This window comes from Streptococcus sp. HF-100 (genome assembly GCF_015594635.1).
In the GTDB taxonomy this organism is placed as follows: domain Bacteria; phylum Bacillota; class Bacilli; order Lactobacillales; family Streptococcaceae; genus Streptococcus; species Streptococcus vaginalis.
Genome location: NZ_JADNQV010000009.1, coordinates 15,130 through 32,732, shown reverse-complemented (window position 1 = coordinate 32,732; position 17,603 = coordinate 15,130). Strand labels below are relative to the sequence as shown.

The window sequence follows — 17,603 nt, the reverse complement described above, 5'->3', positions numbered from 1 at the left end:
TTCTCCTATACTATTTGATGTGTCAGACTATCTAAAGTGATAACTTCTATTTTTTCTTTCCGTGGTTTTCTAAAGATGAAATAGAGACCAACTGCTACAACGAATAAAGCAAAAATAGTCCCAAAAGATATTCCTTTTCCATATAGCAACGCTTGACCAAACTGATAAATCACAAGACTAACATTATAAGCCAATAGCGTTTGGAAAGATATGGCAATCCACGTCCACTTTGCATTGCCCATTTCCCGATGAATCGCACCAATCGCTGCAAAACAAGGAGCACAGAGCAGATTAAAGACAAGGAATGAGTAAGCGGAAAGTGCCGTATAATGCTGTTGAAGATTGGTCCACAACTCTTTGGTAGTCTCTGTCGCATCTGTCACTTTATACAAAATCCCAAAAGTGGAAATCACCGTTTCCTTCGCCAATAAGCCGGTAATAGCCGCAACCGTTGCTCGCCAATTGCCAAAGCCAAGAGGGCTAAAGATCCAAGCTAGCCCCTTTCCTAATGCCGCTAAGATACTATCTTCCGTCTCAACCGCCTGCAAGCCAAAGTTATAGGAACTAGCAAACCAAATGAAAATATTGGTCACAAAGATAATCGTTCCAGCACGCTTAATGAAGCTCAAAGCCTTCTGCCCTGCATAGCGCAAAACCGTTTTGACTTGTGGCAGGTGGTAACTCGGCAACTCCATGATAAAGGGCGCTACTGCTCCACCGAGACTCGCTGTCTTTTTCAAAGCAATCCCTGATAAGACAATCGCTCCCATTCCGACAAAATAAGCACTTGGTGCAATCCAAGGATTGCCGGGGAAGAAAGCTCCCGCAATCAAGGAAATAATCGGCAACTTGGCAGAACAAGGCATAAAGGTTGTTGTCATAATGGTAATTCTACGGTCACGTTCATTTTCAATGGTTCTACTCGCCATGACACCAGGAACGCCACACCCCGTCGAAATCAACATGGGGATAAAGGATTTTCCAGATAAACCAAACCGCCGAAAGATTCGATCCATTACAAAGGCAATTCGGCTCATATAGCCGATGTCTTCCAAGATACCCAAACAGATAAATAAGACAAAAATCTGAGGCACAAAGCCTAGCACAGCTCCGCAGCCTGCGATAATCCCATCAATGATTAAAGATTGAAGCCAGTCGGCTACAGCTAATTGCTCTAGCAATGATTTAACACCATTTGGTATCCATTCTCCAAAGAGGACATCGTTTGTCCAATCCGTTCCCATCGTTCCAATCGTTTGAATGGAGAGAAAATAGACCAGCCACATAACAACTGCAAAAATTGGCAAGGCTAAATAACGATTGGTCACAATACGGTCAATCTTATCCGACAAACTCAATTGATTGACATCAGCTTGCAGCGCCATTTTGACTGCTGACTCAATAAACTCATAGCGCGCATTAACAACAATGGTTTCTGCGTCTTCAGTGTAGATTTCCTCCGTAATCCTAATCGCATCTTCAATCTCCGCTTTTTGGAAATCAGACAACACCAACTGTTCGGATAATTCTTTATCGCGTTCAAAAAGCTTAATGGCATAAAAACGAGCCTGTTTTTGAGGTACAGCATCTCCTAAAATACGGATAATTTCTGACAAAGCCGCTTCAAAATGATTGTCGTAAGCTGGATATAAAGCCTCTTCTACCTGATTCATCACTCGCATGACCTGCTGCATGACTTGGTCAATCCCTGTCTTTTTCAAAGCACTGGTCGCTACGACCGGCACTCCTAGCTGGTAGCTTAATTTTTCTGTATCAATCCATTTTCCTTGTTTTTCAACGACATCGCTCATATTTAAAGCCAGCACAACTGGAATTCCCGTCTCAATCAATTGCAAACTCAAGTACAGATTCCGCTCTAAATTGGTCGCGTCAACCACATCCAAAATAGCATCCGCATTGCCACTCAAAAGATAATTTCTACTGACCATTTCCTCAGAAGTATAAGGAGACAACGAGTAAATTCCCGGTAGGTCTTGGATAATGATTTCTTTATTTTTGCGAAATAACCCACTTTTCTTTTCAACAGTCACTCCGGGCCAATTTCCCACATGCTGGCTACTACCGGTTAGAATGTTAAATAAACTGGTCTTTCCACTATTCGGATTTCCCGCAAGCGCTAATTCTTTCATCCTTTTGCTCCCTTTTCGCTTTTCACAACACTAACCAGACTCGCTTCTGACTTTCTCAACGTCAAATCGTAACCTCTCAACTTAATTTCTAATGGATCACCTAATGGTGCGACTTTCTGCAACTGAACTTTTGTGTTTTTCGTCAAACCCATGTCCATCAACCGTCGTTTTAAAGCACCATCTGCATGAATTGCTTCGATGTATGCCGAATCTCCAACAGCTAACTCAGATAAAGGAAGAGCTGAGCGGTTGCTATCTTTCAGAACAACGTCCAACTTTTCCAAAATGGAATTGTCCAAAGCAATCCTCGCAGCTCGAACTAAGAGAATGGCTGTATCATTCGTTTTGGAAATCACTTGGATCAAACTTCCTGTCTTAATCCCTAGATCAGCTAAATGACGGACACTCGCTTCCTCTAGATCGATTCCGACAATTTCATATTCTGTTATTAATTTTATTTGAGATAAATCCATACTCTCTCCTTTTCATTTTGTCAAGAAATATGCTTACTACCATCATTAGTATACCACTTTTTTCTAAGAATTTCTGACAATTCTAAGATAGATAAGCAAAAATTATTGCAAAATAAATATCCCCTAAGCAGGTGCCTAGAGGATATCTTATTAGAGACTAGCAAATTAATACAACAATTCATAAATTTCTATAGCAATCAAATCAATGCTGTCAAATGTGTAAGTTTCACGCGCTGCAACATCGCGAAGAGTGAATACTGAGCCATTTTCTTCGTCATAGCTATAAGTTACTTCTGCTACAACAACCCCGTCACGTTCAAAATTACGTTTCAAATTGCCGCCATCTTTTGTCATAGCATCTAAACGATTGATAATTCTTACTAAATGTGATTCCATTTTCCTTCTCCTATTCATTTATACGTTACTATTTTACCACAAATGAAAGATGAAATACCAGCAAAAGACCCATTTTTGGTAAATTTAACACAAAATGAAATGCTCAAATATAAAATTCTATCTTTTAACACTTTATTCTTGCAATGTTTTAGAATACTGCTATAATGAAAATAAGAAATTTGACTATTATTGACCAATTGATTTCCGTCAAGCAAATTTTAAAAGAAAGAGGTAGCACATGCTTTGTCAAAATTGTAAAATAAACGAATCAACTATTCACCTTTACACAAATGTGAATGGAAAACAACACCAAGTTGACCTCTGTCAAAATTGTTATCAAATCATGAAAACAGACCCAAATAATGCCTTATTTCGTGGCATGACCAATATGAACAATCAAAATAATTTAGACCCTTTTGATGATTTCTTTAGCAATCTAGGGAATTTTCAAAATCATCAAGAACCGCAGACCCCTCCTACTCAATCAGGTGGCGGATACGGTAACGGAGGCTATGGTTCCAATCAAGGTGGCAGCACGCGCCAACAAGTACCACAACAACCCAAAGACCTCCTAGAAGAATTTGGTATCAATGTAACTGAATTTGCTCGGCGGGGCGAGATTGACCCTGTAATTGGTCGTGACGAAGAAATTGTGCGCGTCATTGAAATCCTCAATCGTAGAACGAAGAACAATCCTGTCCTCATCGGAGAGCCCGGTGTCGGTAAAACAGCAGTTGTCGAAGGCTTGGCTCAGAAAATTGTAGACGGTGATGTGCCACATAAACTCCAAGGCAAAGAAGTCATTCGTTTAGATGTCGTTAGTTTGGTTCAAGGAACTGGTATCCGTGGTCAATTTGAAGAACGAATGCAAAAACTCATGAACGAAATTCGCTCTCGACAAGATGTTATATTATTCATTGATGAAATTCACGAAATTGTTGGAGCTGGTTCTGCTGGCGATGGAAATATGGATGCTGGAAACATCCTAAAACCAGCACTTGCTCGCGGTGAACTCCAATTAGTCGGTGCCACAACTCTTAATGAATACCGGATTATCGAAAAAGATGCTGCACTGGAACGCCGTATGCAGCCTGTAAAAGTTGATGAACCAACAGTTGAAGAAACGATCACTATCCTCAAAGGTATTCAAAAGAAATACGAAGACTATCACCACGTCAAATACACAGACGATGCCATTGAAGCAGCAGCTGTCTTGTCCAATCGTTATATCCAAGATCGCTTCTTGCCTGATAAGGCCATTGACTTGCTAGACGAAGCAGGCTCTAAGATGAATCTGACACTTAACTTTGTCGATCCAAAAATCATTGATCAACGATTGGTAGAAGCTGAAAACCTCAAGGCACAAGCTACTCGTGATGAAGATTTTGAAAAAGCTGCTTATTTCCGTGACCAAATTGCCAAATACAAAGAAATGCAGCAAAATAAAATGGCTGATCAAGATACGCCTCTTATCAGTGAAAAAACCATTGAACATATCATTGAGCAAAAGACAAATATTCCAGTTGGCGACTTGAAAGAAAAGGAACAATCACAATTGATTAGTCTGGCTGATGATTTGAAAGCTCATGTCATTGGTCAAGATGATGCTGTTGATAAAATTGCGAAGGCCATTCGCCGTAATCGAGTTGGACTAGGTACACCAGACCGACCAATTGGTTCTTTCCTTTTTGTTGGGCCAACCGGTGTCGGTAAAACAGAACTTTCTAAGCAATTAGCGATTGAACTCTTTGGCTCAGCTGACAGCATGATTCGTTTTGATATGAGTGAGTATATGGAAAAACATAGCGTAGCAAAACTCGTCGGAGCGCCTCCAGGTTACGTTGGCTACGAAGAAGCTGGACAATTAACAGAACGTGTACGTCGTAATCCTTATTCTCTCATTTTACTTGATGAAATAGAAAAAGCTCACCCAGATGTTATGCACATGTTCCTGCAAGTTCTTGACGATGGACGTCTGACAGACGGACAAGGTCGGACAGTCAGTTTCAAAGATACAATTATCATCATGACTTCAAACGCCGGTACTGGCAAAGTTGAAGCAAATGTTGGCTTTGGAGCTGCTCGAGAAGGCCGAACAAATTCTGTCTTAGGTGAGTTAGGTAACTTCTTTAGTCCAGAATTTATGAACCGTTTCGATGGTATCATTGAATTCCAATCTCTAAGCAAAGAAAATCTCCTAAAAATCGTAGATTTGATGCTCGAAGATGTAAATAATCGCTTAGCTGTAAATGATATTCACCTAGATGTGACAGATAAAGTCAAGGAAAAATTAGTTGACTTGGGTTACGATCCGAAAATGGGAGCTCGTCCTCTGCGTCGGACAATCCAAGATCACATCGAAGACGCCATTACAGACTACTACCTTGAACACCCAAGTGAAAAAGAACTCAAGGCTATCATGACAAGCAACAGCAAGATTGTCATCAAATCAGCTTCAGCTAAAAAATCTGAAAACGAAGCTGACAAAGAAATCCAAACACCAGCAGATGACAATTAATTAGACATGAAAGTCGCTCCTTAGAAGTCTAGGGAGTGACTTTTTAGTTACTGAACACTGTATCTTAAAATTGTCTTTAGTTTCTCTGGAGCGGTGCGATTTTTATTGTTCAAATAAATTTCACGATGATATGCTGTGCAGCGTTTTAACCCATTTTCTTGACAGAAAGCATCCATTTTCGCGAAGGTTTGTGGTTCATCGTCAAATGGTCCTACATGAAGCATGGCAACGCTGCTTCCTTCGCTTATTCGTTCAAAGCGAATCTCATTATAAAACGGATTTGGTTTTTTCACTTTTACTTTTTCGAGAGCTGTTTCAACCATTTCATTTGTAATAAACTCTGGCTGAGCAATCATAATCGTATAAACCAAGTCGTCTTTTACCAAAGTCTCTGCTTCTGTTTGCTGCCAAATCCCTTCCAAAGGGTAAACGGTAAAATCAATAAATTCCTGATGATGAGCAGTTTTTTTATACTCCATTTTAATCGCATAAGCGAGGGAATAAAGAGCAGAAACCCTTTCTGAAAAGTCAGCTTTATTTGGATTTCCTTGACCATTTAACATGATAAATGACTGCACAGGGTGTTCAATGACCACAGGAGTTTTTGGACCTTGATAAAGTTTTTTATCTAATTTTCTCCATTCATATTTCATTTGTTTGCTCCTTTCATTTTTCTATCATGAGTATAACAGAAGAAACTTGTCGTCTGGTGTCAACTTTTATATAAAAGTAAAATTTGTTTGAAGATTTTTCTTCTGTTTTCCCATATTTTTTATAATAGATATTCTGTTTTTTCAAAAGAATCAGAAAATTTCAATTTTTCTATTGTTTTTTTGAAATAAGATGTTATAATAGACAACAAGAAAAATAAAAAAGGAGTTACGTTATGTTGATTATAGCTATGATTATCATTATTTATAGTATCTTATCAAGGCGTAGCTACCGTTTTAAAATGGGATAATCATCTCCATTTTTACATGACTCCGCCTTATTCTCATTTGGGATAGGGCGGATTTTATTTTTCAAAAATAAAGGAGTTTTTTATGACAAAAGAAAACACAACCGCATCACTTACCCCTAAATCATTCTTGCATAAAGTTCTAAACGGAACCGCAATTGGTGTTATCGTAGCCTTGCTGCCTAACTGTATCTTTGCCATTATTTTCTCTTTAGACTTTCTCAAAAATAATACTTTCTTTGCAACTTGGAATGTGGCTAACGTTCTTTTCCAAGCCACTTTATCTGCCGTAATTGGAACGCTGGTTGCCTTGGAATTTAATTTAAAAGGAATGAAAGCTGCGCTTCTGACAGCCATTGCTTTTGTTAGTTCTGGTGCTTCTAGCAAACTAGCTGGAGCAACGGAGTTATTAGGATATGTTCAAAAGCAAAAAGCCCCTGCTGAAATTACCGCAACTGCAAACAAAATGGTTACTGGATTCTACACGACCGGTACAGGGGACATTATCAATGTCATGCTAATTTGTGCCCTTAGCGTTCTCGTATTGCTCTGGCTAGAAGGAAAATTTGAATCCTTTAATTTCGTTCTTCTGCCAATCGTTGGATCGTTTCTTGCGACTGTGGGGCTATTTACACTTCCTTATATCAAAATGATTTCTAGCTTAATTGGGCAAGGAATCATCTACTTTACGGATCTTCAGCCTTACTTAATGAGTGTTCTCATCTGTGTTACTTTTGCTATCTTAATCGTGGCTCCAATCTCAACTGTTGCAATCGGTCTTGCCATTGGACTAAATGGACTCGCTGCTGGTGCTTCTGCTATGGGAGTCGGAACAACTTGTATCGTCCTTGTTGTTCATTCATTCTTCGTCAATAAACCTGGTGTAACTGCTGCTGTCGCCCTTGGTTCAATGAAAATGATGATGACCAATGTCTTTGAACATCCAATCTCTTATGTTCCTATCATTGCAACTTCTGCTGTAACTGGACTATTGGTTCCCCTCTTCACCATTATCGGGACGCCTGCATCAGCAGGTTTTGGACTCGTTGGTCTGACAGGACTCTTCGCTTCTGTTACAGGCGGACTTTCCATGGGACTGGCAATCTTAGCTTGGCTTGTCATCCCAACAGTCGTTGCCATTCTTTTCCGTCTTCTCTTTGAAAAAGTGCTCAATTTATACACAGCAGATATTTTCAAATTTGAACCTTAAAATGCTTGAAAGTCTTGACAGCACTTGATTTCTGCATTATGATATTAGTAGCATATAAGAAAGAGTGGAAACCATATGACAGTCGCAACTTTTGGAGAAAAGCAAGAAGGTGTTCAATATGTGAATCGCTATGGCGTTTATGCAGTTATTCCAGATGAAAAGCAAGAAAAGATAATTTTAGTGCAAGCCCCCAACGGTGCTTGGTTCTTGCCCGGAGGCGAGATTGAGCAAGACGAAGATCACTTGACTGCTTTAAAACGTGAACTGATTGAAGAGCTTGGTTTTACTGCTCAAATCGGTCAATATTACGGACAAGCAGATGAATATTTTTATTCTCGCCACCGCGATACCTATTTTTATAACCCCGCTTACATTTATGAAGTAAGCCAGTACGAGCAATCGCAAGCACCTTTAGAAGATTTTAATCAGCTCGCCTGGTTTCCAATCGAAGAAGCTATTTCCAAATTAAAACGCGGCAGTCATAAATGGGGAATTGAAATGTGGAAAAAGAATCATAAAGTATGAGAAATTGTTCACATTTCTTATGAAAAAGTGCTATAATAGGAATAGAATATAGGAGGAAGTCAGATGAAGCTTATTAATACGACAAACAGCCATGCACGCCTTGTACAAAGTCAATTAGAAAGTACAGATGCTACACTAGTTGAGACTTTTTCCGCTGGAAATACAGACGTCGTCTTTACGCAAGCACCTTTTCATTATGAAATTCTGATTTCAAATAAACACCGCGCCATTCGCGAACAAGAAGTTGAAAAAATTCGAGAATTTTTTCTGAAACGAAAAATTGATACAAAATCGATTGATGCCTCTCGAATTAAGACACTCTATTCAACAAACCTCATTGAAATATCCATCCCAACTAAATAAGCCCGTCAAGGCTTATTTTTTTGTTTAAAAAAGAGTGAATTTGCAACTAAGTGCTCAATCCACTCCCGTTTTATTTCTGTCTGACATAGTTCATCATGTCATATGGTAATGTATTGGCGGTTTCTTTGAGAGAATAATTTTCTAAATTATTGACATTTTGACGGAGAAATTTTGCATAACTAGCTGAAATCAGCTTTTCGTGTTCATATTCAAAAATAATCTTCCGCTCCAAATAATAGCCTCGTAGCATTTCCTTAATATTATTCGGTTTGATACGCGTGATAACCCGTTCAATAAAAGCACTGCTTTCAATAATTGCCGTCTCACGAATACGCGAATCTTGCAAGAAATTGATAAGCGCAGTATTATAAACACCCTTCAGATTTTCTAAACTCCCGATAATTACTTCTGTATTGGCTAGATACAGTTCGGCAATCTCTTCTCTTTCAGCCTTACTAGGCTTTGCTCTATCTTGATTGAGCCAATTACGAAAAGTAGAGCCAAATGTAACAATCTCATGCAGCAATAAGCGAGTCATTCTGAAAAAGCTAATCAAAAAATAAGTGAAGCGCGAAGCAAGATTGCGGTTGATTCTTTGCTCCATATTCCATAAATAACGTTGGTAAATAGAGTAGGCATAATTGCTCATTTTTCTTTCTTCATAGGCTTGTTCCAAACCGTCACTTTCAATACTCAGCATCAGCAATTGCAAATCTGTCAAATCTTTTTGAACAGATTTTCCTTCTTGCTCCAGGATAAGATGCTCGATTCGTCCATGATAATTATCAATAGCCGCATAAAGCGGAGCTTTGACTTTGGTATGCTTCAAATCTTCTTCTAATTCTTGGACAACGTCATTTAAAATAGCAATATGCATGAGGTAGTCGGATGATTCTTCCTTATTTTCTGATAAACGAGGCAACACTACCAGTCCTGTCAAAAAACTAAGCAATGTAACTCCAGCCACCAAGAAAAGCAAGAGAGGATATTCCTGCTCTAAAGCTGTTGGAATCAAGAGAATAGTTGCAATGGATACTGTTCCTTTTACGCCTGAAAAAGTTAACAGAGCAATGTCTCTCCAATATTTCGACATTCTCTTTTTCAAACGCAGGCTTCTCCAGAAATAAAAGCCATAAATCATGACAAAACGAATGGCAAATAGCACAATCGTCAGCAAAAGAATCGTTAGAAGGAGCCAGAGATTATCATAAACCGGACTTTTCAAAATGGGTTCAGCTATCGTTTCTAACTCAATCCCTAAAATGACAAAGACCGATCCATTCAGCATAAATGTGACAGTTTGCCAAATCGTATCTGTCACGGTATCAACTTGAGCTTCTAATAAAGTAATCCTTTTAAAACGACTAGCCTTAAAAATCCCTGCCACGACCACTGCAATAATTCCTGATACATGGAGTTCTTCGGCCAAAAAGAATGTCAGCAACGGTAAACTTAATTCTAACAACAGTTCTCCTGCTGTGTTTGAGGCTCGCACCGTATACAGCAGCTTTTGCAACTGACGATTTAAAAAAGCAGTCAAACCACCCACGATAAAACCGCCAATGATTGAAAGGATAAGTGAGATGCTGGCTTCTTGAGCTGAAAATTTCCCTGTTGTCCAAGCCGTCAGGGCAAATTGAAAGGCAACTAAACCACTCGCATCATTTAGCAAGCCCTCCCCTTTCAAAATATTTTCTACACGTTTTGGAAAGGTAAAGCGCTCAGATAAGGACGCAAAAGCCACCAAATCAGTCGGACCCAAGGCGGCTCCAACCGCGATACAAGCTGCAAGAGGAAGGTACACCCATAGCCAATGCGATAAAAAACCAAGACTCAAAGTTGATAGAAAAATAACTGGAAAAATCAGATAAACAACAATCTTCCAGTGCTTAAGAATACTGGTGATATCGCTTTCTTCTGCTTCTCGAAACAGTAGCGGTCCAATGATTAAAGCTAGAAACAGCTCTGTCTCTAAATGAAACGTTCCAACTGGAATGAAAAATCCCAAGCCAATCCCTAATAGAATTTGTATGAGTGGCGTTGGCAAGCTTGGAAATAGCTTGTTGGTGGCATTTGAAACAATCAGAACAGATAAAAAGATAATAATATAAAGGAGTAAGTCCACATTTTCCTCCTTTATTTTTGTTTACAGCATTTTTCAAAAAGCATCTTCTGCTCGGAGATTTTTTGCTCTATTTTCGATAAATCGCGATGCTCAATCATTTTTTGACAGCGCTCCATTTCAAGATTGACTAATTTTTTCTTAATTCGAAGCATTTTTTTGCTCATCTGCGCATCATTTACTTGCTTTGCTAAGATTTCTCCATTGGTTGAATCTAAATATTGACTGCGTAAGCAGTTCAATTTTTCATGTAGATATTGCTTATCCATTGTTCTCTCCACTTAGGTCATTTTTAATTTCTCAATCATCACTAAAAAGGGAGGCTGATTGATTTGGTTGATTGTTTTATAAAGGGCGACAGTAAATTCCTGCTGCGGCAATTGACTGACAAAGTCTAAAACTGCATCTCGCTCCACATCACCGCCTGCATGCCCATAATAAATCATGACTGCAATCCGACCGCCAATTACTAAACGCTGACATAATTTTTCCAAAGCCTGAATAGTTGTATGTGGCTGCGTAATCACTGTTTTATCTGCCGACGGAAGATAGCCTAGATTAAAAATAGCTGCTTTAATACTTTCAACATATTGATCCACATTTTCGTGACCTGTCAAAAGCAGTTCAACATTGTCCAATTTAGCTTCTGCCAAGCGCTTGGTGGTTTGTTCAATAGCTTGCTCTTGAATATCAAAAGCATAGACTTTTTTAGCTAATCGTGCCAAGAAAAGTGTGTCGTGCCCATTCCCCATAGTGGCATCAACGACGATGTCTTCATCAGTCACTACTTCCTCTAAAAAAGCATGTGCCATTTGTAATGGTCTTAACATATAAATCTTTGCTCCTTTGCTTTACACCCTTGAACACTGCTACGACGGTTCATTTCTTGCTCAATCGCATTGAGCACTTCCCATTTATTGAGGCTCCACATGGGCCCAATTAACATGTCCCGTGGTGCATCACCTGTAATCCGATGAATGACGATATGCTTAGGGATTATTTCTAATTGATCACAGACAATAGAAACATACTCATCTTGGCTAAGTAGCTGCAAGCGTCCTTCATGATAATCTCGTTGCATCCGTGTGTTGGTCATTAAATGCAAAAGATGTAATTTAATCCCTTGAATGTCATTGTCTGTCACACAGCGGCGAACATTTTCTATCATCATTTCATGAGTTTCACCAGGCAAGCCATTGATTAAGTGGGAGACAATCTCGATTTTTGGAAATTTCCGCAAGCGTTGAACCGTTTCAACATATAATTCATAGGAATGTGCGCGGTTAATCAATTGCGAAGTAGCTTCATAAGTCGTCTGCAAGCCTAGTTCCACCGTCACATGCATGCGTTCAGACAATTCTGCTAAATAGTCAATCGTTTCATCAGGTAGGCAATCTGGTCTGGTACCGATATTGATACCTACAACCCCTGGCTCATTGATGGCCTGTTCATAACGCTCACGAATAACTTCTACCTTATCGTGGGTATTGGTGAAATTTTGAAAATAAACTAGATATTTTTTGACTTCAGGCCACTTTCGATGCATGAAGGCAATTTCTTTATAAAATTGTTCACGAATCGGTGCTTCAGGAGCTACAATCGCATCACCAGAACCTGACACCGTACAAAAAGTACAGCCACCATGAGCAACCGTTCCATCTCGATTGGGACAATCAAAGCCCGCATCAATCGGAACTTTAAAAGTCTTCTCTCCAAATAGTTTTCGATAATAAGCATTCAAAGAATTATAAGGTTTCATAACTTTCATTGTACCACAAAATAAAACAGAACTCGCGCTCGGAGTTCCATTTACACTTTACTAATATCCGTTGGCCTCCATTGGTGTTTTTTTAAATCCACACAGCCATTCGTTTTAAAAGTCACTCCTTCGACCCAAAGGAGATGTCTCTGCTCCTCCCACGCTGGCGCTAAGCGTCCTGCGGAATTAACCACACGATGGCAAGGATACTTCCCATAAAGTCCAGCCTGAGACAGGACGCGACCTACCAAACGAGCATTTCTTTCTCGCCCAATCAACTGCGCAATTTGCCCATATGTCGCTACGCTCCCTAAGGGAATACAGGACACAACTGATAAAATTTGATGTACTAACTTGTCATTTAACACTTTTCGCATCATCTTTTTCCTTGTAGCAATGCTATTTTTGTTTTCCTTTGAAACGCCATTGAAAACGCAACTTATCATAATAAGGAAATTCAACATGCAAAATTCCTAGACCTAAGAGAAAGCTTCCCAACACATCTGTCGGATAATGTACTCCCAGATACACACGTGACGTCATAATGATAAAAATCATCACAATCATCAAACTTTGCAAGATACGCTTCGTCTGCACTGATTTTATTCGTTGACTAACGATAATCAACAGCGTACCAAAGATTAGTGTAGAAGCCAAGGCATGTCCACTCGGAAAAGAAAATCCACCTTCTTCTACTAAATGTTGAATAGCAGGACGCGAATGTTGATAGATATTTTTCAAAAAAGCAACTAAAAGCCCCGTCAAGGCAAGATTCCCAATTAAAAGAATCGCCTCACTCCACCATTTCTTATAAAGGAAAAAACCAGCCAAAACTGCGACCCAGGTCATAATAACGGGCGTATTAATCAGACTCGTTACGCTAGAAAAGAAAAATGTCAAAGTATGTGGCAAATCTCCACGCAAAATTGTCTGAATTGGCCAATCAAAGCCTTTTAAATAATTAGGATGAAACTTGACAACATATCCTAAAATCACAAAAAGTAAAAGGGCAAAAGAGCCCTTGGTTAAAAACGTTTGTTTATTTTTCATACTTGATTAAAATTGGTTTCAAAAGCAGATAAATCAGCCAGAAGGCAACTGCAAAAACCACACCTTCTAATAGATTAAATGGAATGACCATTGCAAATAGATAGTTTGCCACGCCCAGAATCTTTGAAATATCAAAATTAGCAAATGTTGCATAGAGTGGAATAGCATAGGCATAGTTGAGAATCAGCATTGCCAAGGTCAATCCGAGCGTCCCCACCACAGAAGCGATTAGAAAACGAACGGTTGTCTGCTCTTTTTTCCAAATCAAAGCAAAAGCAATTACGAAAACAGCAACCGCAATGATATTCATCGGCAAGCCAATATAAGTATTGACGCCTTGATTGTTCAGCAGCAGTTTGAGCACCGAACGAACCAATAAAATGCTCAAAGCACCACCTAAATCCAGCACCACTAATCCCAGTAAGATTGGTAAAATACTGAAATCTAGCTTTAAAAAGCTAGCCCCCGGTAAAATCGGGAAATCAAAGAACATCAGCAAAAATGAAATTGCTGAAAGAATGGCAACAACAGCCATTTTGCGTGTATGTGTCATAACAGGTTCCTCCAATTTATAAAAATTAGAGAAGCTGGAAGGCTTGCTGAAGAACGATTTCTCTAAATCAACGGAACCTTTGAAATAGTATAAGAAAATCTCCTTAAATAAAATTTAAAAGCTGTACTTTTAGACCTTCTTCATTGCCTTTCGTCTTCTCCCATCCAGACTATACTGTCGGTTGTGGAATTGCACCACATCAGCTTACGCTCGCGGACTTAAAACAGCTATCCAGTTGGCAAAGATTTTGTTTTTAAATGAAGTGGCGTTTCAAAGGTACACAAAGAAACTACAACGCTATATAAAAACAAAAGATTGTCAACGGCTGCAAATTACCGCCGGTCGGGAATTTCACCCTGCCCTGAAGACCCTTTAATCATAACAAAAAAAGCCTGCTAGAGCAAGCATTTTATCCGATGTCGTCCATTCTTTTAAGAAATCCTATTTTAATTTGTCATGTGCATAGTGATGTACTAGCTCCAAACCTGCAAAATTCTGTTGCCGCAGGGCTTCATACACCAGCATACAGACTGTATTTGACAAATTCAGACTTCTGACATGTTCATCATTCATCGGAATCCGCAAGGCTTTTTCAGAATGAGCACGCATAAAATCTTCTGGCAAGCCCTTATCCTCACGCCCAAACATGAAATAGTGATTTCCAGCAGTTGCAAAATTTTCTTCCGCATAAACCTTCTCCGCAAACTTAGAAATCAAATACAATTGTCCGTCCATTTTACTCATGAACTCTTCTAAATTGTCATAATAAGTAATGTCCAGCTTATCCCAATAATCCAAGCCAGCTCGTTTCATCTTACGGTCATCAATCGGAAATCCCATTGGTAAAATGATATGAAGAGGTGAATTGGTTGCCGCACAAGTCCGTGCGATATTTCCTGTATTTTGAGGAATTTGTGGTTCAAAAAGAACAATGTGGTTTTGAAATGTTGTCATATGTTATAGCCTTCTCATCTATCTTAGTGAACTGTAATTGCTATCAAGCAAAAAAATAGCCACACTGCCCGGAGTCAAGCTCAGCAGACAGCGTGGTTTAAGGCTCATTAACTTACATCACAACAGGTTTGAGGTAAATCAATGAGGGTACTTTCTTAGTATATCACTTTCTTAGCACATGTCAACAAAAAATGCTCAAAAACTTGAATTTTTTGTAAAATTTTGTAAAGAATTTAAAAATGATGAAATGTTTTATTAAGCCTTTTAAGTATTGAGATTAGAAAATAAAAATTAAATAGTTTTTAGAAAATACTTTGAACTCTAGTATATTCATGCTATAATAATCTTGTCGTAAGAAATAATATATAAAGGAGATTATTATGGCAAAAAAACTAAGGATAAACAAAAAAATGTTTATGCAAAAAAGAAACCCATCTACAAGCGTTGGTGGTTCATTGTGTTAATGGTGATGATAGTCGCATCAGCCCTATCACGACTAGGAATTCTTCCATCAAGTCAGCCTGGAAAATCCGTTGAAAATAGTAGTACATCCACTCAATCTAGTACTGCATCTTCATCCTTAGAAGTAACTGCTTCTCAAGAAAAAACGGAAGAGAATGCCAAGACAGACAATGGTCAAGCATTTTCTCCACAAGACGTCTCAGATGAAACAATTGAATCTATTAAAACTTATGAAGATTATCTAACAATGTTCGAGAAGATTATCGAAGACTATTATGCACAATATGAGGCAGCTGTACAAGGAACTGCACTATACGATCAGGCTACATTTGAAGAACTGAAAAAAGCGCAAGTTCAAGCATTTGAAGCTCAGAAAAAGCAATATGGTCCTTTGAAGAAGGCTCCAATTGTTGGAAAATCTGATTTAGTAAAATATTTGAAAGAATATCGCGACTCACTCAAAGATTACGTTAAGCAAATTTCAAGTTCTATCCAGTAAGTATATATATATAAATAATTTCTTTCATAGTAAAGAAGTTATTTTTTATTATCTTTGTAAAATCAAAAAATATAAATGTCCCATATACAAAATAATAGAAAATATAGAAAAGCGAAATTTAACTATAAAAACAAGGGGTTGCTATCGTCCTTACCGCCTGAGGTAAACTTCACATACAATCTTTCCTTTCTCACCAAAAAATAGATGAAATTTTAGTAAAAAAAGGGTATGATAGAGGGGTATACTTGGGAGGTATAACATGAAAATTATTGTCGTTGGTGGCGGTAAAGTAGGCTCTGCACTTTGTCGTTCACTTGTGGCTGAAAAACACGATGTGATTCTCATTGAGCAAAACGAAGCCGTACTGAATCGCATCACCAAGCGTTATGATATTATGGGCATTGTTGGTAACGGTGCCAATTTTAAAATTTTAGAACAAGCTGATGTCGGACATTGTGACATTTTTATTGCCATGACGGAGCAAGATGAAGTCAATATGATTTCAGCTGTATTAGCTAAAAAAATGGGGGCAAAAGAAACGATTGTTCGTGCTCGTAACCCAGAATATTCAAATTCTTATTTTAAAGAAAAAAATATTCTTGGTTTTTCGCTCATTGTTAATCCTGAGCTACTAGCAGCCCGGTACATTGCAAATATCATCGAATTTCCTAACGCGCTTTCTGTGGAGCATTTTTCAAATGGACGTGTCAGTTTAATGGCCTTCAAAGTCAAACAAAATAGCAACCTCTGCCAGATGACTTTATCTCAATTCCGAAAAAAATTTGGAAATGTTCTGATTTGTGCCATCGAACGCGATAACCAATTGTTCATTCCAGACGGTGAAATCACCATTTTGCAGAATGATACTATCTATGTCACTGGAAACCGAGTTGAGGTTATTCTTTTCCATAATTTCGTTCGACCAAAAGTCATAAAAAGTCTGATGCTCATTGGAGCTGGGAAAATTGCTTATTACCTACTCAATATCCTAAAAAATAGCAAAATAAAACTGAAGGTGATTGAAATCAATCCGAGACATGCTGAATGGTTTAGTCAAGAATTTCCACATTTACATATTGTTCAAGGAGACGGTACCGCAAAAGACATTTTACTAGAAGAAAGTGCTCAGCACTATGACGCTGTTGCCACTTTGACTGGTGTCGATGAGGAAAATATCATTTCATCTATGTTCCTTGAAAGCATGGGTATTCAAAAAAATATCACGAAAGTCAATCGGACTAGCTTGCTTGAAATCATTGACAGTCAGGAATTTTCAAGCATTGTAACACCAAAGAGAATCGCTGTTGACACGATTATGCACTTTGTCCGCGGACGTGTGAATGCCCAATATTCTGATTTACAAGCCATGCACCACCTTGCCAATGGACAAATCGAAACCCTGCAATTTCAAATAAAGGAAGAAAATAAAATGACTGGAAGACCACTTTCCAGCCTCAAACTGAAAAAAGGTGTCTTGATTGCTGCCATTATCCGAAATGGAAAACCTATTTTCCCAACGGGGGAAGACCACATTCAAATAGGCGACCAAATCATCGTCACGACACTAATCCAAAATATCACGCAAATATATGATTTGTTAGAGAGGTAAGC

At 38.7% G+C, this 17,603-nt stretch carries 18 protein-coding genes and 1 riboswitch; of the genes, 6 read left to right on the top strand and 12 right to left on the bottom strand.

The window, feature by feature from the left end; all coding sequences use genetic code 11:
* Positions 1 to 5: 5 nt before the first annotated feature.
* From feoB to IYQ23_RS08410, 3 genes are all read right to left on the bottom strand, one after another.
* The gene (gene feoB, locus IYQ23_RS08420; protein ID WP_195674642.1) at positions 6 to 2,150 is read right to left on the bottom strand and encodes a ferrous iron transport protein B; all 2,145 of its coding nucleotides are present in this window, start codon (positions 2,148 to 2,150) and stop codon (positions 6 to 8) included.
* Positions 2,147 to 2,623, bottom strand: coding sequence for a FeoA family protein (locus IYQ23_RS08415; RefSeq protein WP_021001943.1), 477 nt, complete (start codon positions 2,621 to 2,623; stop codon positions 2,147 to 2,149). The genes feoB and IYQ23_RS08415 overlap by 4 nt, the downstream gene beginning before the upstream one ends.
* 165 nt (positions 2,624 to 2,788) lie before the next feature.
* On the bottom strand, positions 2,789 to 3,019 hold the full coding sequence (locus IYQ23_RS08410) for a DUF1797 family protein (RefSeq protein ID WP_195674641.1): 231 nt from the start codon (positions 3,017 to 3,019) through the stop codon (positions 2,789 to 2,791).
* Positions 3,020 to 3,257: 238 nt separating this feature from the next.
* Here IYQ23_RS08410 and IYQ23_RS08405 point away from each other — a divergent pair, with 238 nt between their 5' ends.
* Positions 3,258 to 5,537 carry an ATP-dependent Clp protease ATP-binding subunit gene (locus IYQ23_RS08405; protein ID WP_195674640.1) on the top strand — a complete coding sequence of 760 codons (2,280 nt, stop codon included), beginning with the start codon at positions 3,258 to 3,260 and terminating at the stop codon, positions 5,535 to 5,537.
* A gap of 47 nt (positions 5,538 to 5,584) precedes the next feature.
* On the opposite strand, the gene IYQ23_RS08400 is transcribed toward IYQ23_RS08405, so the two are convergent.
* Positions 5,585 to 6,190 (bottom strand): GyrI-like domain-containing protein, encoded by a 606-nt coding sequence (locus tag IYQ23_RS08400; protein ID WP_106384277.1) that lies wholly within the window; start codon positions 6,188 to 6,190, stop codon positions 5,585 to 5,587.
* A 390-nt stretch (positions 6,191 to 6,580) separates the two neighbouring features.
* Here IYQ23_RS08400 and IYQ23_RS08395 point away from each other — a divergent pair, with 390 nt between their 5' ends.
* The 3 genes from IYQ23_RS08395 (at position 6,581) to IYQ23_RS08385 (ending at position 8,593) form a co-directional block, all read left to right on the top strand.
* Positions 6,581 to 7,705, top strand: a complete 1,125-nt coding sequence (locus IYQ23_RS08395; RefSeq protein WP_195674639.1) for a PTS sugar transporter subunit IIC — start codon at positions 6,581 to 6,583, stop codon at positions 7,703 to 7,705.
* 75 nt (positions 7,706 to 7,780) lie between these two features.
* Positions 7,781 to 8,230, top strand: a complete 450-nt coding sequence (locus IYQ23_RS08390) for an NUDIX hydrolase (protein WP_195674638.1) — start codon at positions 7,781 to 7,783, stop codon at positions 8,228 to 8,230.
* Positions 8,231 to 8,293: 63 nt separating this feature from the next.
* Positions 8,294 to 8,593: a DUF1827 family protein gene (locus tag IYQ23_RS08385; RefSeq protein ID WP_003023675.1), complete on the top strand. Its 300-nt coding sequence runs from the start codon at positions 8,294 to 8,296 to the stop codon at positions 8,591 to 8,593.
* 70 nt (positions 8,594 to 8,663) lie between these two features.
* On the opposite strand, the gene IYQ23_RS08380 is transcribed toward IYQ23_RS08385, so the two are convergent.
* The 8 genes from IYQ23_RS08380 to IYQ23_RS08345 all read right to left on the bottom strand — a co-directional run bounded on the left by IYQ23_RS08380 (position 8,664) and on the right by IYQ23_RS08345 (position 15,031).
* On the bottom strand, positions 8,664 to 10,718 hold the full coding sequence (locus IYQ23_RS08380; RefSeq protein ID WP_195674637.1) for a cation:proton antiporter: 2,055 nt from the start codon (positions 10,716 to 10,718) through the stop codon (positions 8,664 to 8,666).
* An 11-nt stretch (positions 10,719 to 10,729) separates the two neighbouring features.
* Positions 10,730 to 10,984: a hypothetical protein gene (locus tag IYQ23_RS08375; protein WP_003023671.1), complete on the bottom strand. Its 255-nt coding sequence runs from the start codon at positions 10,982 to 10,984 to the stop codon at positions 10,730 to 10,732.
* 12 nt (positions 10,985 to 10,996) lie between these two features.
* The gene (locus IYQ23_RS08370) at positions 10,997 to 11,545 is read right to left on the bottom strand and encodes a class I SAM-dependent methyltransferase (protein WP_195674636.1); all 549 of its coding nucleotides are present in this window, start codon (positions 11,543 to 11,545) and stop codon (positions 10,997 to 10,999) included.
* Complete coding sequence (locus IYQ23_RS08365) at positions 11,539 to 12,483, bottom strand: TIGR01212 family radical SAM protein (RefSeq protein WP_195674635.1); 945 nt, start codon at positions 12,481 to 12,483, stop codon at positions 11,539 to 11,541. Before IYQ23_RS08365 ends, IYQ23_RS08370 begins: the two co-directional genes overlap by 7 nt.
* 41 nt (positions 12,484 to 12,524) lie before the next feature.
* Positions 12,525 to 12,851: an MGMT family protein gene (locus IYQ23_RS08360; protein WP_195674634.1), complete on the bottom strand. Its 327-nt coding sequence runs from the start codon at positions 12,849 to 12,851 to the stop codon at positions 12,525 to 12,527.
* A 22-nt stretch (positions 12,852 to 12,873) separates the two neighbouring features.
* On the bottom strand, positions 12,874 to 13,524 hold the full coding sequence (locus IYQ23_RS08355) for a phosphatase PAP2 family protein (protein ID WP_106101019.1): 651 nt from the start codon (positions 13,522 to 13,524) through the stop codon (positions 12,874 to 12,876).
* Positions 13,514 to 14,077, bottom strand: coding sequence for an ECF transporter S component (locus IYQ23_RS08350; RefSeq protein ID WP_003023663.1), 564 nt, complete (start codon positions 14,075 to 14,077; stop codon positions 13,514 to 13,516). The genes IYQ23_RS08355 and IYQ23_RS08350 overlap by 11 nt, the downstream gene beginning before the upstream one ends.
* A gap of 148 nt (positions 14,078 to 14,225) precedes the next feature.
* Positions 14,226 to 14,450: riboswitch (FMN riboswitch) on the bottom strand.
* Positions 14,451 to 14,518: 68 nt separating this feature from the next.
* The gene (locus IYQ23_RS08345) at positions 14,519 to 15,031 is read right to left on the bottom strand and encodes a tRNA (cytidine(34)-2'-O)-methyltransferase (protein ID WP_021001954.1); all 513 of its coding nucleotides are present in this window, start codon (positions 15,029 to 15,031) and stop codon (positions 14,519 to 14,521) included.
* A 469-nt stretch (positions 15,032 to 15,500) separates the two neighbouring features.
* Between IYQ23_RS08345 and IYQ23_RS08340 the strand changes: the two genes are divergently transcribed.
* Both IYQ23_RS08340 and trkA read left to right on the top strand, forming a co-directional pair.
* Positions 15,501 to 15,992 (top strand): hypothetical protein, encoded by a 492-nt coding sequence (locus tag IYQ23_RS08340; RefSeq protein ID WP_229311971.1) that lies wholly within the window; start codon positions 15,501 to 15,503, stop codon positions 15,990 to 15,992.
* 259 nt (positions 15,993 to 16,251) lie between these two features.
* On the top strand, positions 16,252 to 17,601 hold the full coding sequence (gene trkA, locus IYQ23_RS08335; protein ID WP_195674633.1) for a Trk system potassium transporter TrkA: 1,350 nt from the start codon (positions 16,252 to 16,254) through the stop codon (positions 17,599 to 17,601).
* Positions 17,602 to 17,603 lie beyond the last annotated feature (2 nt).